Genomic DNA, 21,597 nt, shown 5'->3' with positions numbered 1-21,597 from the left:
AGTTGCCCATGGCACGAACTTATACCAGCGCGCAGCATCGCGCAAAGCGCGGCGGGGAATTTTAATTTTAAGAATTTTCTGGTCTTTGTGTCCCTCTCTCTCGTCGTGGAGCACCGGATCCCATCAAGTATTTTCTTGGGTTTTCGTCGAGATCAATAAATTCATCAGCGGCTTCTTTCAGTCGGCCGGAGGCGGATTTACCGAAGGTCACGACTTCAACTTGGCAACCTTCGTGAACTTGGAGATATTCAACCAGGGGTACGAAATCTCCGTCCCCTGTTACTAAAATAACAGCATCAAGTTTTGGTGCGAGTTTGATAGCATCAACGGCAAGGCCGACATCCCAGTCAGCTTTTTTGGCGCCGCCAGCAAAAATTTGTAAATCTTTGGTCTTGGCTTCAATGCCAACTTTTCCTAGTGCCTCGAAAAAACTTTTTTCGTCACCGGATTCAGTGGTGATGACATATGCGACAGCACGAATTAACGCTCTTCCTGCCAATGAGTCTTTGACCACTTGGCCAAAATTAACTCTTGCGTTGTAAAGATTTCTTGCGGTGTGATAGAGATTTTGGGTATCAATAAAAATTCCCACTCTTTGTTCTTTGTGTTTGATTACAGTCATAAAAATTTAGTGCTCGATTCGAGCCCCGACTACATATAAAAATTATTAAAATATTTAGCACAACTAAAACAAGTATAACACTTTAAATTAAAAGCTCGTTGTGCTCAGCTTGAGAAATTGAGGCTACGAATTACGCCTTTTTGAGATCCAATTTTCTAACGACAGAGTTGAAACGTTTAGAATCTTTTTTTTCAAGATAGACCATGTGCGAACGTCGGTTGGCTACCATAGAAAGAAGACCGCGTCGGGAGTGTTTGTCCTTGGCGTTTTTCTTAAGGTGACTGGCGAGTGCTTCAATTTTTTTGGTGAGAAGTGCAATTTGAACCTCCGAAGATCCGGTGTCCTTGTCGTGAACTGCCACTTCTTTAATTGCTCGTTGTTTCTTGGTTTTTGTTAACATGCCCGAAATGATAGCACGAAAGTATATTTTACGCAAGCCCAATTGTGGGTTGTAAATGAGGCCTTGCTCGAGCGTAAACCGCAAAAATTACCAAATACCATGGTAAAATAAGCCCATGGCAAGTGAAATGGAAAATTTAAAGCGTCAGTTTCTTGAATACATGGAAATTGAAAAAGGCCGCGCTATAAGGACTGTCGAAAATTATGATCACTATTTAACGATTTTTATTGCTCAAACAAAAATCGGCAGACCAAAAGACATAACTGACGACACTGTTCGTAATTTTCGCATTTGGCTCAATAGACAATCCAATGGTAATAATCGCGCAACCGGCGATACCATGAAAAAGAATACTCAAAACTACTATTTGATTGCGGTAAGAAGTTTTTTAAAGTTTTTAGCTAAAAGAGGCCACACTGCCCTACCTGCCGATCATATTGAATTAGCGAAAGTGGGAGAAAGACAGATAGATGTTATTTCTAAGGATGAATTGAAGCGACTTTTGGAAGCGCCAGATAAAGAAAAAAATTTTGAGCGAAAATTTAGAGATAAGGCGATTATGGAAATGCTGTTTTCCACTGGATTGCGCGTTTCAGAACTGTGTTCGCTTACAAACGATTTAGATTTGCGATTGGATGAATTTTCGATACGCGGGAAAGGCGGAAAAGTGAGAGTGGTTTTTTTGTCTGATGAAGCAAAACATGCAGTTAAGGAATATTTGGCTCTGCGTAAGGATATGTCCGACGCTCTTTTTGTAAAATTGAGCGACGAAACCAAAAAAAATGGCGATGTTTCGGGGCTTACGAGGCGTTCAGTTGAGAGAATTGTGAAAAGATATGCGACCATTGCCGGCATTTCAAAAAAAGTTACTCCGCACGTTATTCGTCATGTTTTTGCAACCGATTTACTTTCTAACGGCGCCGATATCCGGTCAGTCCAGGCAATGTTGGGTCACGCGAATATTGGCACAACTCAAATTTACACGCACGTGACGGATAAACATTTGAGAGATATTCATAAGAAGTTTCATAATATGAAGTAGATTCAAGATTTAAGATTCGGGAATAAGAAAAAATTAAATCCCCGTCGGCCTTTGGCCGACGGGGATTTTCTTTTTTCAATTACTTTAACTTAAGTATGTAATCCTGTCCGTTATCTTTTGGTTCGTATTTGAAAACGTTTGGGTTAATCGGACGATTTTTGAGATAGCCTTCAAGTTCAAGAATGTCGACAAGTGCCTTCCCTCCCTTAACATTTGGATATTGATCGTGATCGCTATAATAAAGCTCAACAACCGTCGCCAACTGATGAACATTGGCTTGATTAGTTGCAGTTGTGGCACTTTTTATCAATTGATCGGTTGGTGGAAAAACCCCTGAAAGAAGGAGGGTTGATCCGATAATCATTGAAATAAGGCTTGAAAGCAAGGTTATTGGCATATACCTTTTGGCTGAATCCCTACTTATTAGCATAGTTGCATTATTTTGTCAATAGCATCGAAATCGATATTTCTTGGTACTATTTCCTGATGAAAATCATTTCTTGGAACGTCAACGGCATCCGTGCAGTACATAAAAAGAATTTATTTGTGCCTTTTATCGAAAAATACCAGCCAGACATCTTGTGTTTACAAGAAACCAAAGCCGAACAGCATCAATCCGTCATTGATTTGCCGCAGTACACTGAATATTGGAATTCTGCCTTAAAAAAAGGTTACTCAGGCACAGCCATTTTTACGAAGACCCCTCCCCTATCTGTCACCAACGGCTTCCCAGAAAAAATTATCAAAAAATTTAAACTTGGAGCGGATGCCTATGGCGATCCGACAACAGAAGGCAGAGTGATTGCCGCCGAGTACGAAAAATTTTACGTGGTGACGGTCTACACCCCAAACGCCAAGGACGACTTGTCTCGAATCCCCCTTCGCCACAAAAATTGGGATCCAGCATTTTTGGCCTACTGCAAAGAGCTCGAAAAAAATAAACCTGTCATCTTTTGTGGAGATTTAAACGTCGCTCACACCCCTGACGATCTCGCTCGACCCAAGCAAAATGAAGGTTTAAAGGGCTATACTACAGAAGAACGGGCCGGCTTTCAGGCTTTCATTGACGCTGGTTTTGTTGATACATTTCGAATGTTTACCAAAGGTAAGGGCCACTATTCCTGGTGGTCACACTTCGCCAATGCCCGCGAACGCAACGTAGGTTGGAGAATTGACTATGTGTTGGTCTCTGAATCCTTAAAACCAAAAGTAAAAAGCGCTAAAATTTTGCCAGAAGTGATGGGTTCTGATCATTGTCCGGTAATGCTAGATATTAGTTTGTAGAAAAAACCTTGCATTTCTGCAAGGTAAATTTTGGAAATTACTCCGGTTCCTCAATGATTGACTCGTACCCGATTGAATTTAGATATTCAGCAATTTTCTTTTGGACGGTTAATCGGTTTTCATCCAAAATGAGCACGGAATGTGCAGCAAAATTTTGGGTTATCGATTTACGGCTAGAAACGGTCATAACTTCGCCACTTATAAGTAACCCTCTTAAGTAATTCTCTATCCGTTCGTCTTGAAGCTCCTCACTCATGAAAACTTCGAGAATACTCGGGCTATAGAACCAAAGCACTATGTTGTCAGGATACATCTGCTTCGTTTTCATAACCTTGTTTTATGTTTGTTCAATCTTCTTTGTAATTTACCCCAAACAACAGACTACTCCTTAGGGTTTATAGTGTAAATTAAAAATTACAAAACTGCTAATCTTTAATATATAATTAATATAAGCCTTATTTTAAAGTCTTTTTTAGCGCTATTTACAAAATTGAGTTGTAAATGATAAACTACAGTGATGAGTATCAAGGTAGAAATGAAACAGTTCCTAAAAGAGCTCGATTTGAACGACGCGGAGATCACCACGTACATGTCTGCTCTTGAATTAGGATCGGGACCTGCCAGCGCTATAGCTAAAGCGGCTGGCCTAAACCGAGTTACTGGTTATGAAGCTTTGAAGCGTCTATCTCGCAAGGGTTTTGTGACTATTCGGGCCAAAAAGAACGAGAAAATCAAATATTTCACGCCTATTGAGTACTCAGAAATCCTTGAAAAGCTCAAAAATAAACAAGAAGCTGTTGGGGTGGCTATAAAAAAGGCAGAAACTCTAAAACATGAATTTTCTGCCAATTTCAACGTGGCAGAGGATAAACCTGATGTTTTATTTTTTGAAGGAGCACAAGGTATCAAAGAAGTTTTGAGCGATACCCTGAAACAGAAACCAAATGAAATAATTTCTTTTGCTTCAGCCGAATCACTTGAAGCGGGGTTTGATAAAATTTTTCTAGAAATGTATTGGAAGCGCCGTGCTGCTTTAGCAATCCCCTCTCGTGGTATTTTGCCTGATACCTCACAAGCACGAGAACAATTTAATCCCGAGAAAAATCAACGTGAATTACGAACCTTAAAGTTTGTTCCACCAGAAGCTTTTCAATTCAAAAATGAAATTGATATTTATGGAGATAACGTTGGTATTACTTCACATTCTAACGGAAACCAACATGGGATTATCATTAAAAGCCGCAACGTAGCCCTGAGTTTAAAGGCTATTTTTGAGACGCTTTGGAGCTTAAGTAAAAGTGAATAAAGTTTTGAAAGGTCTATTGTATCCCAGTAGCAAATTTTGCTTTTTCAAAAATTCATCAATATTTTCAATAAATTTTTAATTACAAGTGGGATTTAATGCGCTCGGGGTAGCCCGAGGTTGTGCTATTCGCACCACAGGAGTACTTCCATTTTCTATGCGGAATACCGCTAAGAAAAATTGGTCGCACTCGCACATTAAGGCTTAGTATGGGGGCAAAATTTGTACGGGATCCTCGAAAACTATAGTCGTGTCCCTTAGGACACTCCTTAGTTTTCGGGAGTTATCCACAGGTTGTCTTTTACATGTCCTTGATAGGTGATACAATGTTTGCAGAGAGGTCAGTTGTGAGATGTGCTCCTCTGACAAAAGTTCTTTGAAAAGTGGAATCTCTCTATTAGATCCAAAAAAAGTTTTACCCTATTTTCTTTTGAAAATGTTTCCTCAAACATCTTGAAACTCGGAAATCATCTTTCAAAAAAAGTACACAACTAAGACTTCGAACGGATCATTTTTCAAACCGCCTTTACTTGGTAGAAATTCTTTAAAGCATGTCCCAGAGTTCAATATACTTGAAACCTGAGACATGTTTTAAAGAAAGACCGCCATTGGGCGGTTTCTCTTTGCCCGCCCCGAGAGTACCCTCGTGGTTTGGCGGGCAAAGACCCCGTACCAAAATCACCCACGGCATTTTTAGGACGGTAGTGATTATTTTAGTAATAAATCCAGCAAACAGATACTATGTCTGCTCCAATTTTGGTATTGGGGTCAAATATTTCCACTATTCGACGTTATATTTTCCTCGAATATCACCCAACTCCTTGTTTTCGAAGTCTTCCTTGGCCTCCCTAGCCTTTTCAGCCAGAGATATCAATGTTTCATCTGAAACATCTGATAATTCCAAAGCTCTTTTTTCAAGATATTCTTCTGTGTTAAGTTCCGGTTTTTCGAGCACTTCTTCCAATAAAGCTAGCAAAATTCTACCTATTTTAGGTCCAGGTGTTACATGTGTAACCTCAATTAGCCTGTTTCCATCAATTTTGAGCATTCCAACTGAAACGGGATCTCGCATGACCTCCTCAATCATCGATTTATACTTCCTTAATCTATAAGGGTTTTCTTTCGGTCTGCCGGTTCCAATGCGATCACAGATTCTTAAGTTCATTAATTCCCAAACATCGTCTTTACCAACCTTAGCCACCAAACGTCTCACTGCTGAAGGGGTAATTTGCTCGGTGTCTGAGAAAAACATGTGCCAACGAACAAGTTTTACTACTTTTTCGATGATTTTCTTTGAAAAGGTGAGTCTGGTGAGGATTTTCTCTGTTACACGTGAACCAACCACTTCATGGCCGTAAAACGTCCACTTTGTTTCATGTGAAGCACGTCTAGTCTCAGGCTTGGAAATATCATGAAATAAAGCAGCTAGACGGATTTCTAAGCTCCAGCCTTTATCGGCGGCATGCTGAAGTGCGCGAAGCAAGTGCTCCCAAACATCGAATGAATGAGCCTGATTTTGTTCAACACCAATGGCTTTTTCTAATTCATGGCTAATAAACGGCAAAATTCCGAGCTTTTGGCACATAATGATCCCACTCATTGGGTTATCAGACATTAAAATCCTTACAAACTCTTCTCGAATTCTTTCAATGGCGATTTCTTTTAGAAGGGGAGTGTACTTCGCAATTGCCTCAATAGTTTCCGAACTGATACTGAAGCCCAGTTCGGTCGAAATCCGGATAGCGCGAAGCATTCTCAAGGCATCTTCACTAAATCGTTTATGGGGGTCGCCGACAGTTCGTAAGGTTTTCGAAGCAAGATCTTCTTGTCCTTTATACGGATCAATCAACTGTCCCTTATAAGTTCCGGGCGTTCCACCTTCACTTTCAACCTTAAGCGCGATAGCGTTTATCGTAAAATCCCGACGTTGCAAGTCATCTTCTAGTTTGTCGCTCCACGCCACACTGCTAGGTCGTCGGAAATCGTTATACTGAGATTCAAGTCTGTAGGGTGTGATTTCTACAACCTTCAAGGTTTCATCTTCTGTGGCTTCATTTACAACACCTACGGTGCCGTAAGAGTTCTCGTAGAAAGTTTTTGGGAAAATTTTTATAATCTCTTCCGGCGCTGCATTAGTCGTGAGATCCCAATCTTTTGGTTTTCTACCGAGAAGGGTGTCTCGAACGCAGCCGCCAACTAGGTATGCCTCGAAGTTAGCCTTTTTTAGAGCTTCGGCAATTGTTACAACTTCTTTCGGCAAGTTGAAAGTGTCCTGAAGTTTAGAGCTTTTCATTACGTGTTATTTTATTACAACTTTCAGTTTTTCGCTAATTAGCGTATTATGATGTCTAAATGCGCTTGTAGCTCAATGGATAGAGCACTTGCCTTCGAAGCAAGGGGTTGCAGGTTCGAGTCCTGCCAAGCGCACACATAGATTTTCTTCTCCAATTTGAGTCTTGTGTTTTCAAAACCGAAGTTGTGCGGTATACTTTCAAAGTATGCGAAAAGATAAGGAGCTAGCTCAGAACTTAAGACGACTTGGCAAAAGTTATGCTGAAATTCAAAGAGAATTGAGCGTCCCTCTCAGCACGCTTTCGGACTGGTTTCGGAATCAAAATTGGTCAAAAGAAATTTCAAAAAAACTTGTCAGTAGGGCGAAAAATGGCCACAAGGTTCGTTTGCAAGAATTGAACAAGGTTCGCGGTCAAAATTTAGAAAGATTGTATGATCAGGCGGGCAGGGAAGCCGAGGAAGAATTTGATTTATTAAAATATCATCCTCTTTTTATAGCAGGGTTGATGGTTTATTGGGGCGAGGGTAACAAGCTTTCAAAAAGCAGGTGTTCTATTGCCAACACTGAACCTTTAATGATAAAGTTGTTTTTACAATTTTTGAAGAATATCTGCGGTATAGATAATTCAAAAATTAAAGCTTGGATTTTGATTTACCCCGATCTTGATGAAAATTTGTGCAAGATGTTCTGGGCGGGGAAAACCGGACTTTCTTTGGGGCGTTTTGACAAGACAATGGTAACGAGGGGTAAGCATAAAACCAGACGGTTATCCTTCGGCGTTTGCAGTGTCGGAGTTTCCAGTGCATACTTAAAGTGTAAAATTTTGAAGTGGATTCAGCTTTTGGGGACTGATTTGACGCGAGAAAATTACAATGCGGGCATAGTTTAGCGGTATAACGCTACCTTGCCAAGGTAGAGATCCGGGTTCGACTCCCGGTGCCCGCACAGATAGATTTTGTGATATTTATAAGCGTCTTAATTCTAAGCCAGATTTTTTAAGGACTTGAATCTGGGGATAAGTCTGTGCACAAGTGTATAAAAGACAGTCGATAATTGGAAAAATACGGCCGGTAGTATAGAAACTTAAAAAAGACAGCCATTTTTAGGTCAATTTATAAAAGTCTTCTAGTGTATGGAATCCGTTCCAACAAAAAAACAAATTTTAGGTTCGCTCGGTGAAGCTATTGCTTCAAAATATCTTGTAAATAAAGGCTTTACGGTAGTTGAAATGAATTACCGCAAAAAGTTTGGCGAGATAGATATTATTGTCAAAAAAGGACAGAAGATTCACTTTGTTGAAGTTAAAACTGTCTCAAAGGAAAATGTTAAAGACTTCAATTTGGAAGCGGGGGACTCTTTTAGACCCGAAGACAATGTCCATGCATGGAAGCTCCAACGACTTTCGCGGACGATCACGGTTTATTTAGCCGAAAATAAATATGGAGACGAGACCGAGTGGCAATTCGATGTCATCACAATTTACTTAGATGAGAAAAATAAAACGGCAAAAGTAAAAATGTTAGATGGTGTTATTTTGTAGATTGTAGTCGTTTAAATCTTTTTATGTTAAGCTTTGCGGTCTAGGAATAAGTATCGGGGCGTGGTCCGCCGAAGGACGGATAAATTCCACGGCAGCAAATTAAAATCGGGGCGTGGTGTAACGGTAGCATAAACGCTTTGGGAGCGTTCAGTCCGAGTTCAAATCTCGGCGCCCCGACATTGAGGAGCAAAGCGACGATATAGTCGGGCGAGCAAGCCAACTGCCTGGCTTGCGACCGAGATTTGAACAGCGGAGTCTTGTTTTGTCAGCAGACAAAACAGACGAGCTGGTGCCCAGACCAAAATTTTTGACGAAAAATTTTGAGTCGCGGGCAAATCTCGGCGCTGCCATATTAAAATGAAGCACACTCTATCTAAAATATTACAATTTCGCCTTGGCGGCCCAATGCGAGCACCCGTATGGTACATCCTATTCATACTGCTTTGCGGGTTGATAATTGTAATTTTTGAAAAATTTTTCTACTGAAATTGAAGTCATTCTTATATTTTAATAACATATGACCCTCCCCACCTTCAAAAAAACAGTTTGGCTCTATTACCGTAAAAACTCGCGGAATCTTCCTTGGAGAAAAACCACCGATCCCTACAAAATTTTGGTATCGGAAATCATGCTCCAGCAGACTCAGGTTGATCGAGTCGTTCCAAAATATTTAGAATTTGTAAAAAAATTTCCTAATTTTAAATCACTCGCCGAAGCCTCTGTTTCTGATGTTTTAAAAACTTGGCAAGGGCTGGGCTACAACCGCCGCGCGCTTTTTGTAAAGCGCGCGGCTGAAAGTATTGCTGAGCACTTTAACGGAAAATTACCGCGAACTCTTACCGAGCTTGAATCGTTACCCGGGATAGGGAAGGCGACAGCGGCCGCTATCTTGGCCTATGCGCACAATAAGCCGGTAACTTTCATCGAGACAAACGTGAGAACCGTTTTTCTTCACCACTTTTTTAAAGGCGGAGAAAAAATTCCTGATACCGAAATTTTGAAACTGGCACTTGCGACGCTCGACACAGGAAAACCTCGAGATTGGCATTACGCGCTCATGGATTATGGCACCTACCTGAAAAAAGAATTCGGCAATCCCAATTCGCAAAGTAAACACTATGCAAAACAATCAAAATTTCGCGGCTCAGATAGGGAAATCCGCGGAGCAGTTTTGAAATTTTTAACTTGTAATAAAAAAATTTCTCGCCAAAAATTTTTGAAAATGAGTGGATTTGAAAACGCTCGAGCCACTACAATTATTAAAAACTTAACAACCGAAGGTTTTATTAAAAACAATCGAGACATGTTAACCTTAGCGTAAGATAACCCATGAAAAAATTATTTCAAAAAACCGTCGAGGATTTTCAGTGTGAACACTGTGGAACAGCAGTGGCGGGGAACGGCTACACGAACCATTGCCCGAAATGTTTGTGGAGCAAACATGTTGATGTACACCCGGGTGACAGGGAAGCGACATGTGGCGGTTTAATGGAGCCAGTGGCTTTTGAAAAGCGCTCAGACTCTTATGTTATAACGCACCGCTGTCAAAAATGTGGATTTGAACGAAAAAATAATTTTGTAGCAGGGGACTCTTTTGATACGTTACTTGCACTCGCAAGAAAACAATCTTAGTTTCCTGAAGTCAACGCCTCAAATAAAAGTTTTTTAATTTCGGGGAGAGACGCTGTATCAAATTGTGCTGAGAAACTGCTCAGACTTGAATTTAACAGTTCCTCAAGAGATATACCGGAGGTACTTTTCAAATTTCGATTGATGTAACTTGTAGAGATAGCATTTAAATCGCGATCTGAAGTATTTGTCGCGTCGGTTGAAGTGACAATAATACCGATCAGTTTCCCGTCGGTGTCGACTGCCGCTCCGCCAGAGCTTCCGTGTTGCGCGACAGGACTACCACCAAGACTAAACAGATCAACCTCGCCGGTTTTAAAGGTAAAAAGTTGTCCAAGGTTAATGATTGTTGAGGTGATGTAGAGATCTCTTTGAATTTCGATGCCTCCCAAAAAGCCCGCGGGATACGCAGCCAAAACTGCCAGATTACCAGTCTTAATAGCATTGTCGTTATATTCTACAGACATCGAAGGTACGGAGCCTTTAAAAACAAGGTCAGGGTTCGTGTAACCAGTTACCTGAAGCAGGGCAAAATCATTTTCACCAGTACCCGTAGGATTTTGAGAGCGCAAATTTTTATAATTATCCTTGACCCATTGAGGGGAAATATACACTACGTTTACTCTGTACGTCGCAACGGCCGGACTACCAGTGCGCACGATACAATTTAAAAGTTTTCTTCCCGCTGAATCTTCGAGCAATAAAAATTGAGCGATGTGGGCGTTGGTAAGGATAATTCCCCTTGAATCAATCAAGACACCTGAGCCTGAAATGGGTTCAAAAATTCCTCCCATAGCTGAGGTGCACAAAATATTTACAACGGCCGCGCGAGCTTTTTGATTGAGCGCGTTGAAATCGGTTGGCGGGGCTGGGGTTGTAGTCGTAGCCACTGCAACTTTTGGAATATAGGGAATTTTTGAAGCAACGACGTTTGGAACAGGAGTTTTACTATTTTCGGTTGGTTTTTTTGCGGGCGTTTTTTCTTTGGCAGTGGTCGTTGCGGTTCTCTGTGTGGTGGTACTCGCCGACTTTAGTTGACTAAAGTCGTTGGTTTTACTTTTGGTATTTTCAACAACGGTCTCAGTTTTCGTGGGCGTAATTTTCGGCGCTATGGCTGTTTGCGGGACAGGGAAGGAGAGCGCGGTCGTCACGACCCCGATTATTCCCAGTAAAAATGAAAAGATTTTTGCGAGCATTTCTCTATTTTAGCACAACACCCTATTTGAGACTTAATTGCGACTCAGGCACTTTTTTGCTAGGATTTGCTTCTCTCTCGCTGTCTGTACCTTGAAAAGCATCCGGTAGATAATTGAACCCTTGTTGTAGGTTTGTTATAATAATCTTGTGACTAAACCTGTATCGATAAGACAAAGAGCGCTTGAACTGAGAAAAGCTGGCTTTTCTTACTCGGCTATCTCCGAAAAAGTGAAAATAACGAAAGGCACCTTAAGCGCGTGGCTTGGCAACGTACCCTACGTACCCAACAAGGAAACTTTACTGAAAATTGGTAAGGCAAGAACGGCTTCAACCCTTGCGAAACACAAGCTAAAAATTAAATCTATTGCTGAGGCAAATGAACAAGCGAAGATGGACATAGGCTCATTGAACAAGCGAGACATTTTTATGTTAGGAGTAGGGCTTTATTTGGGGGAAGGCACTAAAACTCATAATATCGTCCGCGTTGTTAATGCAAATCCTCAAGTGATGAGTTTCGCTGTCCGGTGGTTTAGGGAAGTTTGTGGCATGAAAAATTCTAACTTTAGATTAAGATTGCATGTGTACCCCGACAATAATATTGCAGAATCAATAAAATTTTGGTCTAATGCTACTTCTGTCCCCCAAAGCCAATTTCAAAAAACATCTATAGATACTAGAACGGGTAAAAAAATGTTTAAACGAGGAAAGTTGCCTTATGGTACAGCACACCTTACAATTAAAAGCGAAGGCAAAAAGGAATTTGGTGTTTTCTTGGCTCGGAGGATTAACGGCTGGATTAGCGAAGTTTTAAAATAATATAGGTCCTCGGGGCAAAGCCCCGGAGCATCAGACCTATAGCTTGACTTCGACTCGGACGCTGTGAAAATATGAGTACACATTTTCACGCGCTCCTCGCTCGTCAAAATAAATGCGGGATTAGTTTAATGGTAAAATGGGAGTTTTCCAAACTCTTGACACCGGTCCGATTCCGGTATCCCGCACAAATAAAAAACCACGCAAAATTTTTACATTTTGCGTGGTGAGAGGTGTTTAAAACCTAAACTTTTTTGCCAATATCCAAAAGCTAGCTAAAGTTTCACACTCATCCGGCACACTGTCGCGTGCGTTGACCACGATTCGAATTGTATTTCTCATTTGTGGTTGTGAGAAACCTGGAAACGAAAGGATTCTGGCTTTTTTCCCGAGAATTTTGCCAGCCTCCGCTAACTCAGGATGGGTTAATTCAACATACCCACTTAGGAATGCGTCCAAAACCTGCCGTGCCTCTTGTTCGTCCATATGTGAAGATTCCAATTTTTAACTAAGTAACAGTTTATTTCCATTGTCAAAAAGTGTCACTAAAATTGTCGTTAAAATCTAAAATTCGCCATAAAAAGCCTTAAAATAACGAGTTTATTATTTAAATCTGTCAATTTTATTGACATTTTATAAATTTTAAATGAGAATAGAGCTATGTTAGAAACTCTGAAATTGTTGGGCGTAAGCGGAAAGGCGGCGCAAGTGTATGCTGCTTCGCTTGCCCTCGGAACGTCGTCAGTAAAAACTATTGCGCAAAAAGCAAAATTGAAACGTCCGACGGTGTACGTGTACTTGGAAGAGTTAGCACGAGACGGATTGGTTCAAAAAATTACGATCGGAAAAAAGGAATACTTCCAAGCGGCGTCTCCTAAGTTTCTTGAAATCAAACTCGAACAACAACTAACCGTTTTAAAAAAAGAAATGCCTGAGTTGGAATTGCTTCACGCTCAAGGTCAGGGCAAGCCTGGTGTCACTATGCATGAGGGAGAGAAAGGTTTGCTCCAAGTCTATGAGGAAATAAAAAAGACAAAGGAAATCATGTTTTGGTCAGACCTCTATGCCGTCGAAAAAATTTTCCCTGACGCTTGGCGCAAAATTAATCAGGCGACAATCGAAAATAATATTCACACGAGAGAAATTGTCGCGGATACTGCCGATGCGAGAGCCAGTTCGCGACGTTGGGCGGCCACAGTAGGGGATAAATATGTTGCACGATTGGCAAATGGTCCGATTTTTAATGACAGTGTGATTTACGATAATGTTGTGGCGTTTTTTCGACTTCAACAACAAAATCTCTTTGTGGTTCGGATTGAAGATCCGACAATAGCCGCGACCATGAAAACCCTTTTCGAGATGGCCTGGCAATCGGCGAAGCCATTCAAAGCTAAATAACGGACTCCTCGGGTTTGGCTTTTGCGAGTTTCATACTCGCATCAAGCCGTTTCGCTTCTGCCCATGCGAGCTCGTAGATTTTTTTCATCGCGTCGGCGATTTCGGCACTCTCGATAATCACACCGAGTTTTTCTTGCCAGGAAGCAATCATCACTTTGTTATCGTAAATGTTAATTTCGGGAGAAAAATTATATCTATCGGCTGGCACAAAAGCCACTTCACGTTTTTCTTCCGTATCAAACGAGGCTCTTTCGATTCCCGCTTCTGTTTGCGGAAATATGGCACGAATAGAAATATTCTTTCGGGCTCGTCGTTTGAAATATTCGGGAAAATAATTTGGTATACCTTTGTGCACTTCACCAGCGTTGGCATACGCTCGTATTGTTTCAGTTGAATTCAGCGTATCCTCATACACTTGTTTTAGTCCCTCAACCCCTTCGTAAAATTTTATTCTCGGCCGATTTTGTTTTGCGTGAAGTAAGTTAAGCTCAGGAATTAATTCTTCAGATTTTTTAATTTGCTCTACAGTTCGCTCAGCCACTTTTTTTAAATAATTGGTAATAGCCTGCGGCGGCTCGGCGGCAAACTCAGATTTTGGTTCCTTACCAGAAATGCTCGCAAGACCTTTGTTAGCAAGGGAACTTAAAATATCATACCCCGTTGTGCGATTGATTCCGGCTTTTCGACTGATCTCGGTGACTGTTCCATGACCGAGTTCAAGTAGCGCTAAATAAACTAAACTTTCTTTTTCTCCAAAACCAAAATTTTGGAGGGCGATTTTTAACTGAGCGTTTGAATCTTTCATACCAAAAGTATAACCTTTAATTTGTTTTGTGTCAATTATTTTCCACAAAAATAGGTCGATATTACTAAATATGTTGTTAAATAAGGATATGTTGATAATTTTATTGACGAAATTCATTTACAATGACAGTGTAACTACGATATATTATTGTTAGAAAGTCAAGGAATTCAGTTCACGGATGTGAAATCTGAGGGTCTTTGAAAACGTGGTCAACGCAAATTCTTATGCAACTCACAAACAAATTCCCGAATGTCCCCGCTATTTTGCCCCCGAAGGGACAGCTCCCGGCAAAATATCGGTCTATGGCTCGAAGCTTCTCGTTTCACGAGGGTCGGCACACTGAGACCGTCAAAATTGGCTGTCAGTGCATCAAAAAAATTCTGACACTCGATTTCAACCTCCCCGGTGATGACGTCGCCAACTCCGTCAACCAGTTTCCTCCCGGTTCGCCGGAGGCTAACCACGCCTTCGGGGAAGGATACAAATGCACTATGAAGTGTCCACTTTGTTTCAACGAGGCGGCCTTGAAAAACTACGTGCTCTACACCAAAGAGGTTTACAACTTTTTGGATCAGGCGCGACCCTTGGGCCTCGAATCTCTCAAATTTCTCGGACCCGGAGAGCTTCTGGAGAAAAAGGAATTGTGGGATATGCTCGAGTACACCCGCAAACACAACATCATTCTTGGTATTTTTACCAAGGCGGGTGTGCTCGGGAGTGATTGGTTGGCACGCAAATACCACGGCATCGATTCGATGGAGCTACTCAACCGGCTCCTCGAATATCCGAATCTGAATTTCTATCTCGAGGGTCGATCGTTTGACCCCGTCTGGGAAAACCGGTTTGTACCTATTCGGGATGCGGAAGATGCAAAGCACGTCAATTACTACGAAGTTTTGTGTATCGCGTATGAGCGGCTCTGCGCCGCGGGAGTTAACGCTGATCTTGCCAACCAGCGGATGACCATTCAGTGCAATCCCGTCACCCACCAAAACATCAGCGGCGTCTTCGAGATATACAAATGGGGCATTGAAAGAAATATGCCCGTGTATTTGCCGCCGACGATGGTTAGTGGCAAGGGTCACCTCGGAGAAGGTTCCGCAATGGAGGAATTGTTCATTGAGAGATACATCGCTTTGGCGGTTCAAGTTTACACTTGGGCAATCGAGCGCGGTGTGCTCACTCTTCCGCAGTTTCTGAGCGACGGCCCGCACCCGTATATCGGAAACACACCGTGCAATCAGTTGACGCACGGGATGTACGTCCATGCGGATGGGCGAGTCTGGAGGTGTCCCGGTAATGACAACCCAGACTTCGAAATAGACCCTGATATTCGGAAGACTCCTCTTAAGGATATCTGGATGAACAGTAAAAATTACCGCACCAACGCCTTCAACAACCACTGTGTGAAGGATGGGTTCTCACTTCCGGTTCGGTTTTACACTGAAGTGAAAAAGAGAGTGGAGCAAGAGCTCCGCCCTCGGCAGTAGGTCTGCCAAACGCTTTGGAGAATAGCGTCTAACTCTAACCTCACAAGAAATTGTGGGGTTTTTATTTTTAAAAAGAAAGCCGCCGCAACGGAGTTGCGGCGGCTTTCTTTATCTTGATCCTGCTTACTTGAACCCCTCGACAAAGCCTCGGGGTCAAATAAACTGAAACAGTTTATTTGACTGCTTCTTTGAGAGCCTTAGCTGCACGAAACTTAGGCACCTTCATAGCTGGAACTTGGATGGATTCACCAGTGCGAGGGTTGCGAGCTTGGCGAGCGGCGCGAGCCTTTACTGAAAAGATTCCGAGGCCAGCGATTGAAACTTCCTCACCTTTCTTCATGGTGTTGACGATTGAGTCGATAACTACGTCAACAACTTGTTCTGCTTGAACTTTAGTACCGCCGAGAATTGCGTGAACTGCGTCTGCTATAGCTTGTTTATTCATAATACGTATTAAAATTATTTTTATAATGTTTGCCCGTAATCACGTTTGCATCTCGACCTTACACGTGATGATTAAAATTTTTGATGGCAAATGCTAATACCAATTATATAATAAGCCATTTTTTGTGCAATGTCCGAATTTTAGAGAAAAATTTATTCAACAGATTCGAGTTGGATGTCAAATTTACGAAAATCCCCGCCGCGACGTAGTCGCGGCGGGGATTTTCTCAATGTTCCATGTTCTTTGTTATATGCTCCGTGGTTATTAGCGTGCGTACTCTATAGTCCTCAACTCTCTTATAATAGTCACCTTGATTTCTCCAGGATATTTTAACTCTTTTTCAATCCTTTGAGCTATATCTTGAGCCATTTTTTTGGCATCGAGGTCAGTAACTTCAGTTGGGGCAACGAACACTCGAATTTCTCGTCCGGCTTGCAAGGCAAAAGCTTTTTCTACACCGGTGAAGGTCTTGGCGATTGCCTCTAAGTCTCCAAGACGTTTCAAATAATTCTCAACGCTGTCTCTGCGAGCTCCTGGGCGTGAACCAGATATTGCGTCTGCAGTCTGAACGATAATTGATTCGATGGTTTCGTACGGATATTCACCGTGATGAGCTTGCATGGCCTTAACGATAGCTTCATCCGCTCCAAATTTTTGTAAAATGCGGCGGCCGATTTCAACATGCGTACCTTGGACTTCATGGTCAACCGCTTTACCGATGTCGTGCAAAAGTGCGCCAGCTTTGGCCACTGCAACGTTGGCTTTGAGTTCCTCTGCAATCATTCCCGCGATATGTGACATTTCGATTGAGTGTTGCAAAACATTTTGTCCGTAACTTGTTCGGAAGTGCAATCGTCCCAAAATCGCGATGATTCTTGGATCAAGATTGAGTACTCCACACTCGTATACTGCTTGATTTCCTTTTTCTTTAATGATTTTGTTGATATCTTGCTCGGCTTTTTCAACACACTGTTCAATTTTGGCTGGCTGAATTCTGCCGTCGAGGATCAAAGTCTCAAGCGCTACGCGAGCTACTTGTCTGCGAACAGGGTCAAACGATGAAATCGTGATAACTCCTGGAGTATCGTCGACAATAACCTCAACACCCGTCGCTCGCTCGAAGGCTTTGATGTTTCTTCCTTCCTTACCGATAATTTTTCCCTTGATTTCATCTGAAGGGATCGCCACGGTTGTGGTCAAAACATCAGCCGAAACAGAATTTCCCAGTCGTTGAATGGCGGTTGCTAGAATATCCTGAGCTTTTTTCTCAAGTTTTTCTTCGCCGAATTTCTCCAGCTTTTGCATTCTGACCAAAATATCTTCCTCGCTTTTCTTTTCAACACTTTTCAAAAGTTCCTCTCGAGCTTCTGACTCGGAGAGGCGGGCAATTTTTTCAAGCTCAGCTCGCTTCTCGGTTTCTAAGCCGTCAACCTTATCCTTAACCTTCTTCACCTCGGCAATCTTTGTCTTGATATTTTCGACTTCTTTGTCGATGTCAGCTTGGCGCTGATCAAGCGTATCTTCTTTTTTTATGGCACGCTCCTCAGATTTCTTGATTTTCTCCTCTTTCTCCTTGATCTCGGCTCTTGATGCGGCGAGTGTTTCATCCGCCTTACCTTGAGCTCCGTCAATAATCTTCTTCGCTTCTTCCTTGGCTTTGAGCATCATCTCCTTTATCTCAAGTTCCATTGAGCCTCGTTTGCCCAAAGAAATAATGAGACGGAGATAGTAGCCCAGACCAATCCCAAGAGCGCCTATGAGGCTCGCGAGAAGGACGACTATTTTTAATGACATAATACGAAAAGATTTCGCTTTAGACTTTCACGATAAGAAAAGCTGGTTCTAGTTTTTTAAGAATCTTTGAATATTGGAAAAATTTCTGAAGACCTTCCACCTGCGGAAGCTCTATTGAACAAAAAACAGCAATTGAAAAAGTAAAAAGTAAAATCATAATTAAATTACTAATATCGTCATAGTATAAGAAAAAAGGGAATTGTACAAGTTTTTTGGGGTGGCAGTCAAAAACCCCGGCCGCCCTTGGCGGCCGGGGTTTTTGTTGTGTTTTCTAGCTCGTTTTTAGAATTTCATCGATAATGCCGTATTTTTTGGCTTCTTCGGCGTCCATGTAGAAATCGCGTTCCACGTCTTTTTCGATTTGGGCGAGTGGCTTACCACAATTTTTGGCGAGCATCTTGTTGAGATTTTCGCGAGTTTTTAAGATTTGCTTGGCAGTAATGGCGATATCAGTGGCCTGACCTTCAACACCTCCGAGCGGCTGATGAATCATCACTTCTGAATTGGCGAGCGCGTAGCGTTTGCCTTTCTGACCGGAAGAAAGAATGATAGCTCCGCCGGATGCGGCAATGCCAAGACAAACTGTCGAAACATCATTTTTAACAAAATTCATGGTGTCGACAATGGCAAGCGTTGAGGTAACTGATCCGCCAGGAGAATTAACGTAGAGTGAAATATCTTTTTTAGGATCTTCAGACTGAAGAAATAAAAGTTGAGCGATCACAATGTTGGCAACGTTGTCATCAATTGGGCCGCCGAGAAAAATAATATTTTCCCGCAACAGGCGAGAATAAATATCGTAGGCGCGTTCGCCGAATTGGGATTTTTCGATAACGGTTGGGATTAACATGGGAATGTAGTTAAAAGTTTATAAAGTTCGTAAAGTTTATAAAGTGAAGACAAAAAGAGTATAACAAGAGGTTACAAGCTTGACCAGTTTTAATTTTAGGTTAATGTGTTTTTAGTAGTAGAACAATCACTATGAGAAAATATCTGGTAACCATGAAGGGATACTTGGGTGACATTAAGATCACCTGCGTTTGGGAACTCTCAGCCCCAGATGAAATCACGGCAATGCAAACCGTCGCGACGCAGGAAGAGCGCGCCCATTGGCCAATCGGCGCGACATGGTCCTGCGTATCAGAAGAAGCTTTGAAGGCGTAAGTCCAACCTTTCCGTGTTGGGCTTTTTTATACTTCATACTCTATAGAAAATACTATATACTTTCTGTCATGCGATTACATAACTTTTTTATAGATCAAAAGATTGGCGACAGCAGTAAAATTACGGTGACCGAATCCGCACTTTTAAACCAGTGGCGGCATGTCTTGCGGCTCAACACGGGAAGTTCAGTGGTACTTTTTGATAACTCAGGATTTGAATTTACCGCTCAATTTATTGAGTTGACCTATTTAAAAGCCGAGTTTGTGATTGTAGAAAAACGAAAAAATAAATTTTCTCCAAAGAAAGAAATTTTTCTATTCCAGGCCTTAATTAAGAGCGATAAATTCGAATGGATTTTGGAGAAGGGAACTGAGCTCGGTGTGGCGCACTTTGTTCCAGTGCTTGTTCAGAGATCAGTCGCTAAAAAAATAAATTTGATCCGCGCCAAAAAAATTATTTTAGAATCTTCTGAACAATCTGGGCGGGGAATATTGCCGGAAATTTCTGAACCAATTTCTCTGGAAACTGCGCTCGAAAATTTACCAGCTCCCGCAATTGTACTCGATCCTTCCGGTTCTTCTTTTGAAGCTGTAAGCTTTCAGCTGAAAGCTTACAGCTTCTTCATCGGGCCAGAAGGAGGCTTCACTGAACCAGAGCTTGAAATGTTTAAACAAAAAAATATTCCTATTGTTTCTCTCGGCTCTCAAATTCTCCGCGCGGAGACCGCGGCGATAGCAGTTTCGTCATTATTATTGCTCTAAAATAACAGCGACCATTGCTGGTCGCTGTTGTGATAGTTTTATATCTACTCAGGATTTTTCAGAATTACCTGGGTCATGATTTGCATGACTCTTACTGTCGAGCCTGCCCCATAACCATCACGTAGTGATTGGAGCATGCTCGGGAAAGCCGAAGCATCTGATGGGTTGAGGTTGGCTTCAACCACGATTCGTTGGAGAGATTCGAAATTATAGGTTTCAATCTCAGGTATCGCTTGGCCAATAAAACGGTCTTCCTTGTAGATATGAACTAACAAGGAAAACTTTTGTGTCGGTCTTAAGGTGTTCATCATGATTTCCTTTCGCATTTTGTTAACCACCAAGCACCCTCCGAGATTATTAACGGAAGGGAGCAAAAGACGCTGAGGGTAATTGTACCCACACATATCCATTCCCCGAGGATGGAACGTAACACCTAATACTTTGAGCGATTCGGTACGCTGCCATAGACAAATCTGTTTCCCTGGACTTTGTTCTGGTGGCAATGACGATTATTCTTAGCTCATACTTTCCACCACCAATGCTTCGCCATGCATCCCGATCTTTTATTTCAACCTCCACATCACTTGCGGTTAATGGTGATTCGTCGCAAGTTAAAGCCTCAGCGACAATATGCTGAAGGTGACGACCAAGATTAATCACTTGTGTTTCAGTTGAGAGAGAAGGGCACTCTCTGTCTATTGTTACAAATACGATTGGCATATAATTTCCTTTATTTTGTTTTCTAGTGTTCGACCATTTCTACGCAGAACTGTATATCCTTATTGACGAGTGGCAAATATCACTCACGAGTGGTAAATACCACCTTTACAAAGGAATAAGACTGCTGTATACTTTTCGAATATGAAATACACAGAACTGTTTCAAAGCCTTGGTTTGGCGAAAAATGAGGCAAAAATATACGAAACCTTGCTTGAGATGGGGGAGCAAGGTGTTGGGGTGATTTCCAAAAAATCTGGAGTACACCGCAGGAATGTATACGACTCTTTACAGCGCCTTATGGAGAAAGGTTTGGTTATTGAAATAGTTGAATCTTTTGAAAATAAATATCAGGCAGTAGAGCCGAGTAAACTTTCCGAAGTGCTCGCTGAAAAATTTGAAGCACTTGATTCGGCCATGCCAGAGTTGCAGAAATTACATTTTTCCAAGCCTGAGGAGTATCAAGTTCGCACGTATAAGGGCAAAGAAGGCTGGAAACAATACATGAGAGATATTATTAAAACTGGCGAGCCGTTTTATTCTATTGCGGCGCAGGGAGCATGGCTCGACGATCGAGTAAAATCCTACACGCCAGGTTTTCTTGAGCAGATGAAACGAAAAAAAATAGAGATGCGTCACTTATTTGATTACGATGTCAAAGAAAGTCACCACCCTATTATTTCTCACGTTGGCAAGCACTATAAGTTTTTGCCAAAGAAATACGCAACTACGTCCGGCATCGATATTTTTGGAGATCATGTGAATATCTTGCATCACTTATATCTTGGAAAAGTTGGCACCGATGAAGAAATTACTTTTACAGTAATTGTAAACAAAAACCTCGCCGACTCTTTTCGGACATGGTTTCAGTACATGTGGGACATGTGCCCAAAGTCTTAA

Annotated in this window: 26 protein-coding genes and 4 tRNA genes; 17 read left to right on the top strand and 13 right to left on the bottom strand. The window is 41.8% G+C overall.

All coding sequences use genetic code 11. From position 1 onward, the window contains the following. Nucleotides 1–67 precede the first annotated feature (67 nt). The gene (locus tag V4467_05020; GenBank protein ID MES2088318.1) at nt 68–622 is read right to left on the bottom strand and encodes an NYN domain-containing protein; all 555 of its coding nucleotides are present in this window, start codon (nt 620–622) and stop codon (nt 68–70) included. Nucleotides 623–752: 130 nt separating this feature from the next. Beyond that, nucleotides 753–1,022, bottom strand: coding sequence for a 30S ribosomal protein S15 (gene rpsO, locus V4467_05015; protein MES2088317.1), 270 nt, complete (start codon nt 1,020–1,022; stop codon nt 753–755). Nucleotides 1,023–1,137: 115 nt separating this feature from the next. Here rpsO and xerA point away from each other — a divergent pair, with 115 nt between their 5' ends. Further along, nucleotides 1,138–2,064, top strand: coding sequence for a site-specific tyrosine recombinase/integron integrase (gene xerA / locus V4467_05010; protein MES2088316.1), 927 nt, complete (start codon nt 1,138–1,140; stop codon nt 2,062–2,064). Nucleotides 2,065–2,143: 79 nt separating this feature from the next. On the opposite strand, the gene V4467_05005 is transcribed toward xerA, so the two are convergent. After that, on the bottom strand, nt 2,144–2,461 hold the full coding sequence (locus V4467_05005) for a hypothetical protein (GenBank protein MES2088315.1): 318 nt from the start codon (nt 2,459–2,461) through the stop codon (nt 2,144–2,146). 89 nt (nt 2,462–2,550) lie between these two features. Between V4467_05005 and V4467_05000 the strand changes: the two genes are divergently transcribed. Next, entirely contained in the window at nt 2,551–3,348 is a 798-nt protein-coding gene (locus V4467_05000; GenBank protein MES2088314.1) for an exodeoxyribonuclease III, read from the top strand. A 37-nt stretch (nt 3,349–3,385) separates the two neighbouring features. Here V4467_05000 and V4467_04995 read toward each other — a convergent pair whose 3' ends face one another. Next, nucleotides 3,386–3,676 (bottom strand): hypothetical protein, encoded by a 291-nt coding sequence (locus V4467_04995; protein ID MES2088313.1) that lies wholly within the window; start codon nt 3,674–3,676, stop codon nt 3,386–3,388. 189 nt (nt 3,677–3,865) lie between these two features. Between V4467_04995 and V4467_04990 the strand changes: the two genes are divergently transcribed. Beyond that, complete coding sequence (locus V4467_04990) at nt 3,866–4,654, top strand: helix-turn-helix domain-containing protein (GenBank protein ID MES2088312.1); 789 nt, start codon at nt 3,866–3,868, stop codon at nt 4,652–4,654. A 778-nt stretch (nt 4,655–5,432) separates the two neighbouring features. Here V4467_04990 and V4467_04985 read toward each other — a convergent pair. Beyond that, on the bottom strand, nt 5,433–6,944 hold the full coding sequence (locus tag V4467_04985) for an HD domain-containing protein (protein MES2088311.1): 1,512 nt from the start codon (nt 6,942–6,944) through the stop codon (nt 5,433–5,435). Nucleotides 6,945–7,005: 61 nt separating this feature from the next. Between V4467_04985 and V4467_04980 the strand changes: the two genes are divergently transcribed. The 7 genes from V4467_04980 (at nt 7,006) to V4467_04950 (ending at nt 10,116) form a co-directional block, all read left to right on the top strand. Next, nucleotides 7,006–7,078: transfer RNA gene (locus V4467_04980), tRNA-Arg, on the top strand. A gap of 71 nt (nt 7,079–7,149) precedes the next feature. Then, nucleotides 7,150–7,833 (top strand): hypothetical protein, encoded by a 684-nt coding sequence (locus tag V4467_04975; protein MES2088310.1) that lies wholly within the window; start codon nt 7,150–7,152, stop codon nt 7,831–7,833. Next, nucleotides 7,819–7,889 (top strand) — tRNA-Gly (locus V4467_04970). Before V4467_04975 ends, V4467_04970 begins: the two co-directional genes overlap by 15 nt. Nucleotides 7,890–8,076: 187 nt before the next feature. Continuing rightward, nucleotides 8,077–8,484 (top strand): YraN family protein, encoded by a 408-nt coding sequence (locus tag V4467_04965; protein ID MES2088309.1) that lies wholly within the window; start codon nt 8,077–8,079, stop codon nt 8,482–8,484. Nucleotides 8,485–8,590: 106 nt separating this feature from the next. Continuing rightward, nucleotides 8,591–8,661 (top strand) — tRNA-Pro (locus V4467_04960). Nucleotides 8,662–9,001: 340 nt separating this feature from the next. After that, nucleotides 9,002–9,805 (top strand): A/G-specific adenine glycosylase, encoded by an 804-nt coding sequence (locus V4467_04955; protein MES2088308.1) that lies wholly within the window; start codon nt 9,002–9,004, stop codon nt 9,803–9,805. 8 nt (nt 9,806–9,813) lie between these two features. Further along, nucleotides 9,814–10,116 (top strand): RNHCP domain-containing protein, encoded by a 303-nt coding sequence (locus V4467_04950; protein ID MES2088307.1) that lies wholly within the window; start codon nt 9,814–9,816, stop codon nt 10,114–10,116. Here V4467_04950 and V4467_04945 read toward each other — a convergent pair. Next, nucleotides 10,113–11,309 carry a trypsin-like peptidase domain-containing protein gene (locus V4467_04945; protein ID MES2088306.1) on the bottom strand — a complete coding sequence of 399 codons (1,197 nt, stop codon included), beginning with the start codon at nt 11,307–11,309 and terminating at the stop codon, nt 10,113–10,115. The genes V4467_04950 and V4467_04945 overlap by 4 nt on opposite strands. A gap of 148 nt (nt 11,310–11,457) precedes the next feature. Here V4467_04945 and V4467_04940 point away from each other — a divergent pair, with 148 nt between their 5' ends. Both V4467_04940 and V4467_04935 read left to right on the top strand, forming a co-directional pair. Further along, nucleotides 11,458–12,126 (top strand): helix-turn-helix domain-containing protein, encoded by a 669-nt coding sequence (locus tag V4467_04940; protein MES2088305.1) that lies wholly within the window; start codon nt 11,458–11,460, stop codon nt 12,124–12,126. 114 nt (nt 12,127–12,240) lie between these two features. Continuing rightward, nucleotides 12,241–12,311: transfer RNA gene (locus V4467_04935), tRNA-Gly, on the top strand. Between the two features lie 49 nt (nt 12,312–12,360). Here V4467_04935 and V4467_04930 read toward each other — a convergent pair. Beyond that, on the bottom strand, nt 12,361–12,609 hold the full coding sequence (locus V4467_04930; GenBank protein MES2088304.1) for a hypothetical protein: 249 nt from the start codon (nt 12,607–12,609) through the stop codon (nt 12,361–12,363). Between the two features lie 174 nt (nt 12,610–12,783). On the opposite strand from V4467_04930, the gene V4467_04925 reads away from it, so the two are divergent. Next, nucleotides 12,784–13,521 carry a helix-turn-helix domain-containing protein gene (locus V4467_04925; GenBank protein MES2088303.1) on the top strand — a complete coding sequence of 246 codons (738 nt, stop codon included), beginning with the start codon at nt 12,784–12,786 and terminating at the stop codon, nt 13,519–13,521. Here V4467_04925 and V4467_04920 read toward each other — a convergent pair. Then, nucleotides 13,514–14,443 carry a helix-turn-helix domain-containing protein gene (locus tag V4467_04920; protein MES2088302.1) on the bottom strand — a complete coding sequence of 310 codons (930 nt, stop codon included), beginning with the start codon at nt 14,441–14,443 and terminating at the stop codon, nt 13,514–13,516. The two genes, V4467_04925 and V4467_04920, sit on opposite strands and share 8 nt — an antisense overlap. A 185-nt stretch (nt 14,444–14,628) precedes the next feature. On the opposite strand from V4467_04920, the gene V4467_04915 reads away from it, so the two are divergent. Next, on the top strand, nt 14,629–15,816 hold the full coding sequence (locus V4467_04915; protein ID MES2088301.1) for an SPASM domain-containing protein: 1,188 nt from the start codon (nt 14,629–14,631) through the stop codon (nt 15,814–15,816). A 172-nt stretch (nt 15,817–15,988) separates the two neighbouring features. Here V4467_04915 and V4467_04910 read toward each other — a convergent pair whose 3' ends face one another. The 3 genes from V4467_04910 to V4467_04900 form a co-directional block, all read right to left on the bottom strand. Then, complete coding sequence (locus V4467_04910; protein MES2088300.1) at nt 15,989–16,261, bottom strand: HU family DNA-binding protein; 273 nt, start codon at nt 16,259–16,261, stop codon at nt 15,989–15,991. Nucleotides 16,262–16,525: 264 nt separating this feature from the next. Further along, the gene (rny, locus tag V4467_04905; GenBank protein MES2088299.1) at nt 16,526–18,055 is read right to left on the bottom strand and encodes a ribonuclease Y; all 1,530 of its coding nucleotides are present in this window, start codon (nt 18,053–18,055) and stop codon (nt 16,526–16,528) included. Between the two features lie 271 nt (nt 18,056–18,326). Then, a complete protein-coding gene (locus V4467_04900) occupies nt 18,327–18,905 on the bottom strand; it encodes an ATP-dependent Clp protease proteolytic subunit (GenBank protein MES2088298.1) in 579 nt (192 codons plus the stop codon). A 131-nt stretch (nt 18,906–19,036) separates the two neighbouring features. On the opposite strand from V4467_04900, the gene V4467_04895 reads away from it, so the two are divergent. Together V4467_04895 and V4467_04890 are read left to right on the top strand one after the other, a co-directional pair. Next, the gene (locus V4467_04895; protein MES2088297.1) at nt 19,037–19,219 is read left to right on the top strand and encodes a hypothetical protein; all 183 of its coding nucleotides are present in this window, start codon (nt 19,037–19,039) and stop codon (nt 19,217–19,219) included. A 68-nt stretch (nt 19,220–19,287) separates the two neighbouring features. Then, nucleotides 19,288–19,980, top strand: coding sequence for an RsmE family RNA methyltransferase (locus V4467_04890; protein MES2088296.1), 693 nt, complete (start codon nt 19,288–19,290; stop codon nt 19,978–19,980). Nucleotides 19,981–20,024: 44 nt separating this feature from the next. Here the strand turns inward: V4467_04890 and V4467_04885 are convergent, their stop codons facing one another. Then, the gene (locus V4467_04885) at nt 20,025–20,288 is read right to left on the bottom strand and encodes a hypothetical protein (GenBank protein ID MES2088295.1); all 264 of its coding nucleotides are present in this window, start codon (nt 20,286–20,288) and stop codon (nt 20,025–20,027) included. A gap of 49 nt (nt 20,289–20,337) precedes the next feature. Beyond that, nucleotides 20,338–20,700, bottom strand: a complete 363-nt coding sequence (locus V4467_04880) for a hypothetical protein (protein ID MES2088294.1) — start codon at nt 20,698–20,700, stop codon at nt 20,338–20,340. 141 nt (nt 20,701–20,841) lie between these two features. Here V4467_04880 and V4467_04875 point away from each other — a divergent pair, with 141 nt between their 5' ends. Then, nucleotides 20,842–21,597 (top strand): helix-turn-helix domain-containing protein, encoded by a 756-nt coding sequence (locus tag V4467_04875; GenBank protein MES2088293.1) that lies wholly within the window; start codon nt 20,842–20,844, stop codon nt 21,595–21,597.

Source organism: Patescibacteria group bacterium, assembly GCA_040390045.1.
Classification (GTDB): domain Bacteria; phylum Patescibacteriota; class Minisyncoccia; order Phycocordibacterales; family SIBU01; genus SIBU01.
This window is presented reverse-complemented; position numbering and strand designations above follow the sequence as displayed.

What these genes read in the sequence shown, in the direction of transcription:
- V4467_05020 (MES2088318.1), bottom strand. Translation starts at nt 622, where the DNA reads ATGACTGTAATCAAACACAAAGAACAAAGAGTGGGAATTTTTATTGAT.
- rpsO (MES2088317.1), bottom strand. Translation starts at nt 1,022, where the DNA reads ATGTTAACAAAAACCAAGAAACAACGAGCAATTAAAGAAGTGGCAGTT.
- xerA (MES2088316.1), top strand. Translation starts at nt 1,138, where the DNA reads ATGGCAAGTGAAATGGAAAATTTAAAGCGTCAGTTTCTTGAATACATG.
- V4467_05005 (MES2088315.1), bottom strand. Translation starts at nt 2,461, where the DNA reads ATGCCAATAACCTTGCTTTCAAGCCTTATTTCAATGATTATCGGATCA.
- V4467_05000 (MES2088314.1), top strand. Translation starts at nt 2,551, where the DNA reads ATGAAAATCATTTCTTGGAACGTCAACGGCATCCGTGCAGTACATAAA.
- V4467_04995 (MES2088313.1), bottom strand. Translation starts at nt 3,676, where the DNA reads ATGAAAACGAAGCAGATGTATCCTGACAACATAGTGCTTTGGTTCTAT.
- V4467_04990 (MES2088312.1), top strand. Translation starts at nt 3,866, where the DNA reads ATGAGTATCAAGGTAGAAATGAAACAGTTCCTAAAAGAGCTCGATTTG.
- V4467_04985 (MES2088311.1), bottom strand. Translation starts at nt 6,944, where the DNA reads ATGAAAAGCTCTAAACTTCAGGACACTTTCAACTTGCCGAAAGAAGTT.
- V4467_04975 (MES2088310.1), top strand. Translation starts at nt 7,150, where the DNA reads ATGCGAAAAGATAAGGAGCTAGCTCAGAACTTAAGACGACTTGGCAAA.
- V4467_04965 (MES2088309.1), top strand. Translation starts at nt 8,077, where the DNA reads ATGGAATCCGTTCCAACAAAAAAACAAATTTTAGGTTCGCTCGGTGAA.
- V4467_04955 (MES2088308.1), top strand. Translation starts at nt 9,002, where the DNA reads ATGACCCTCCCCACCTTCAAAAAAACAGTTTGGCTCTATTACCGTAAA.
- V4467_04950 (MES2088307.1), top strand. Translation starts at nt 9,814, where the DNA reads ATGAAAAAATTATTTCAAAAAACCGTCGAGGATTTTCAGTGTGAACAC.
- V4467_04945 (MES2088306.1), bottom strand. Translation starts at nt 11,309, where the DNA reads ATGCTCGCAAAAATCTTTTCATTTTTACTGGGAATAATCGGGGTCGTG.
- V4467_04930 (MES2088304.1), bottom strand. Translation starts at nt 12,609, where the DNA reads ATGGACGAACAAGAGGCACGGCAGGTTTTGGACGCATTCCTAAGTGGG.
- V4467_04925 (MES2088303.1), top strand. Translation starts at nt 12,784, where the DNA reads ATGTTAGAAACTCTGAAATTGTTGGGCGTAAGCGGAAAGGCGGCGCAA.
- V4467_04920 (MES2088302.1), bottom strand. Translation starts at nt 14,443, where the DNA reads ATGAATTTCGTCAATAAAATTATCAACATATCCTTATTTAACAACATA.
- V4467_04915 (MES2088301.1), top strand. Translation starts at nt 14,629, where the DNA reads ATGGCTCGAAGCTTCTCGTTTCACGAGGGTCGGCACACTGAGACCGTC.
- V4467_04910 (MES2088300.1), bottom strand. Translation starts at nt 16,261, where the DNA reads ATGAATAAACAAGCTATAGCAGACGCAGTTCACGCAATTCTCGGCGGT.
- rny (MES2088299.1), bottom strand. Translation starts at nt 18,055, where the DNA reads ATGTCATTAAAAATAGTCGTCCTTCTCGCGAGCCTCATAGGCGCTCTT.
- V4467_04900 (MES2088298.1), bottom strand. Translation starts at nt 18,905, where the DNA reads ATGTTAATCCCAACCGTTATCGAAAAATCCCAATTCGGCGAACGCGCC.
- V4467_04895 (MES2088297.1), top strand. Translation starts at nt 19,037, where the DNA reads ATGAGAAAATATCTGGTAACCATGAAGGGATACTTGGGTGACATTAAG.
- V4467_04890 (MES2088296.1), top strand. Translation starts at nt 19,288, where the DNA reads ATGCGATTACATAACTTTTTTATAGATCAAAAGATTGGCGACAGCAGT.
- V4467_04885 (MES2088295.1), bottom strand. Translation starts at nt 20,288, where the DNA reads ATGAACACCTTAAGACCGACACAAAAGTTTTCCTTGTTAGTTCATATC.
- V4467_04880 (MES2088294.1), bottom strand. Translation starts at nt 20,700, where the DNA reads ATGCCAATCGTATTTGTAACAATAGACAGAGAGTGCCCTTCTCTCTCA.
- V4467_04875 (MES2088293.1), top strand. Translation starts at nt 20,842, where the DNA reads ATGAAATACACAGAACTGTTTCAAAGCCTTGGTTTGGCGAAAAATGAG.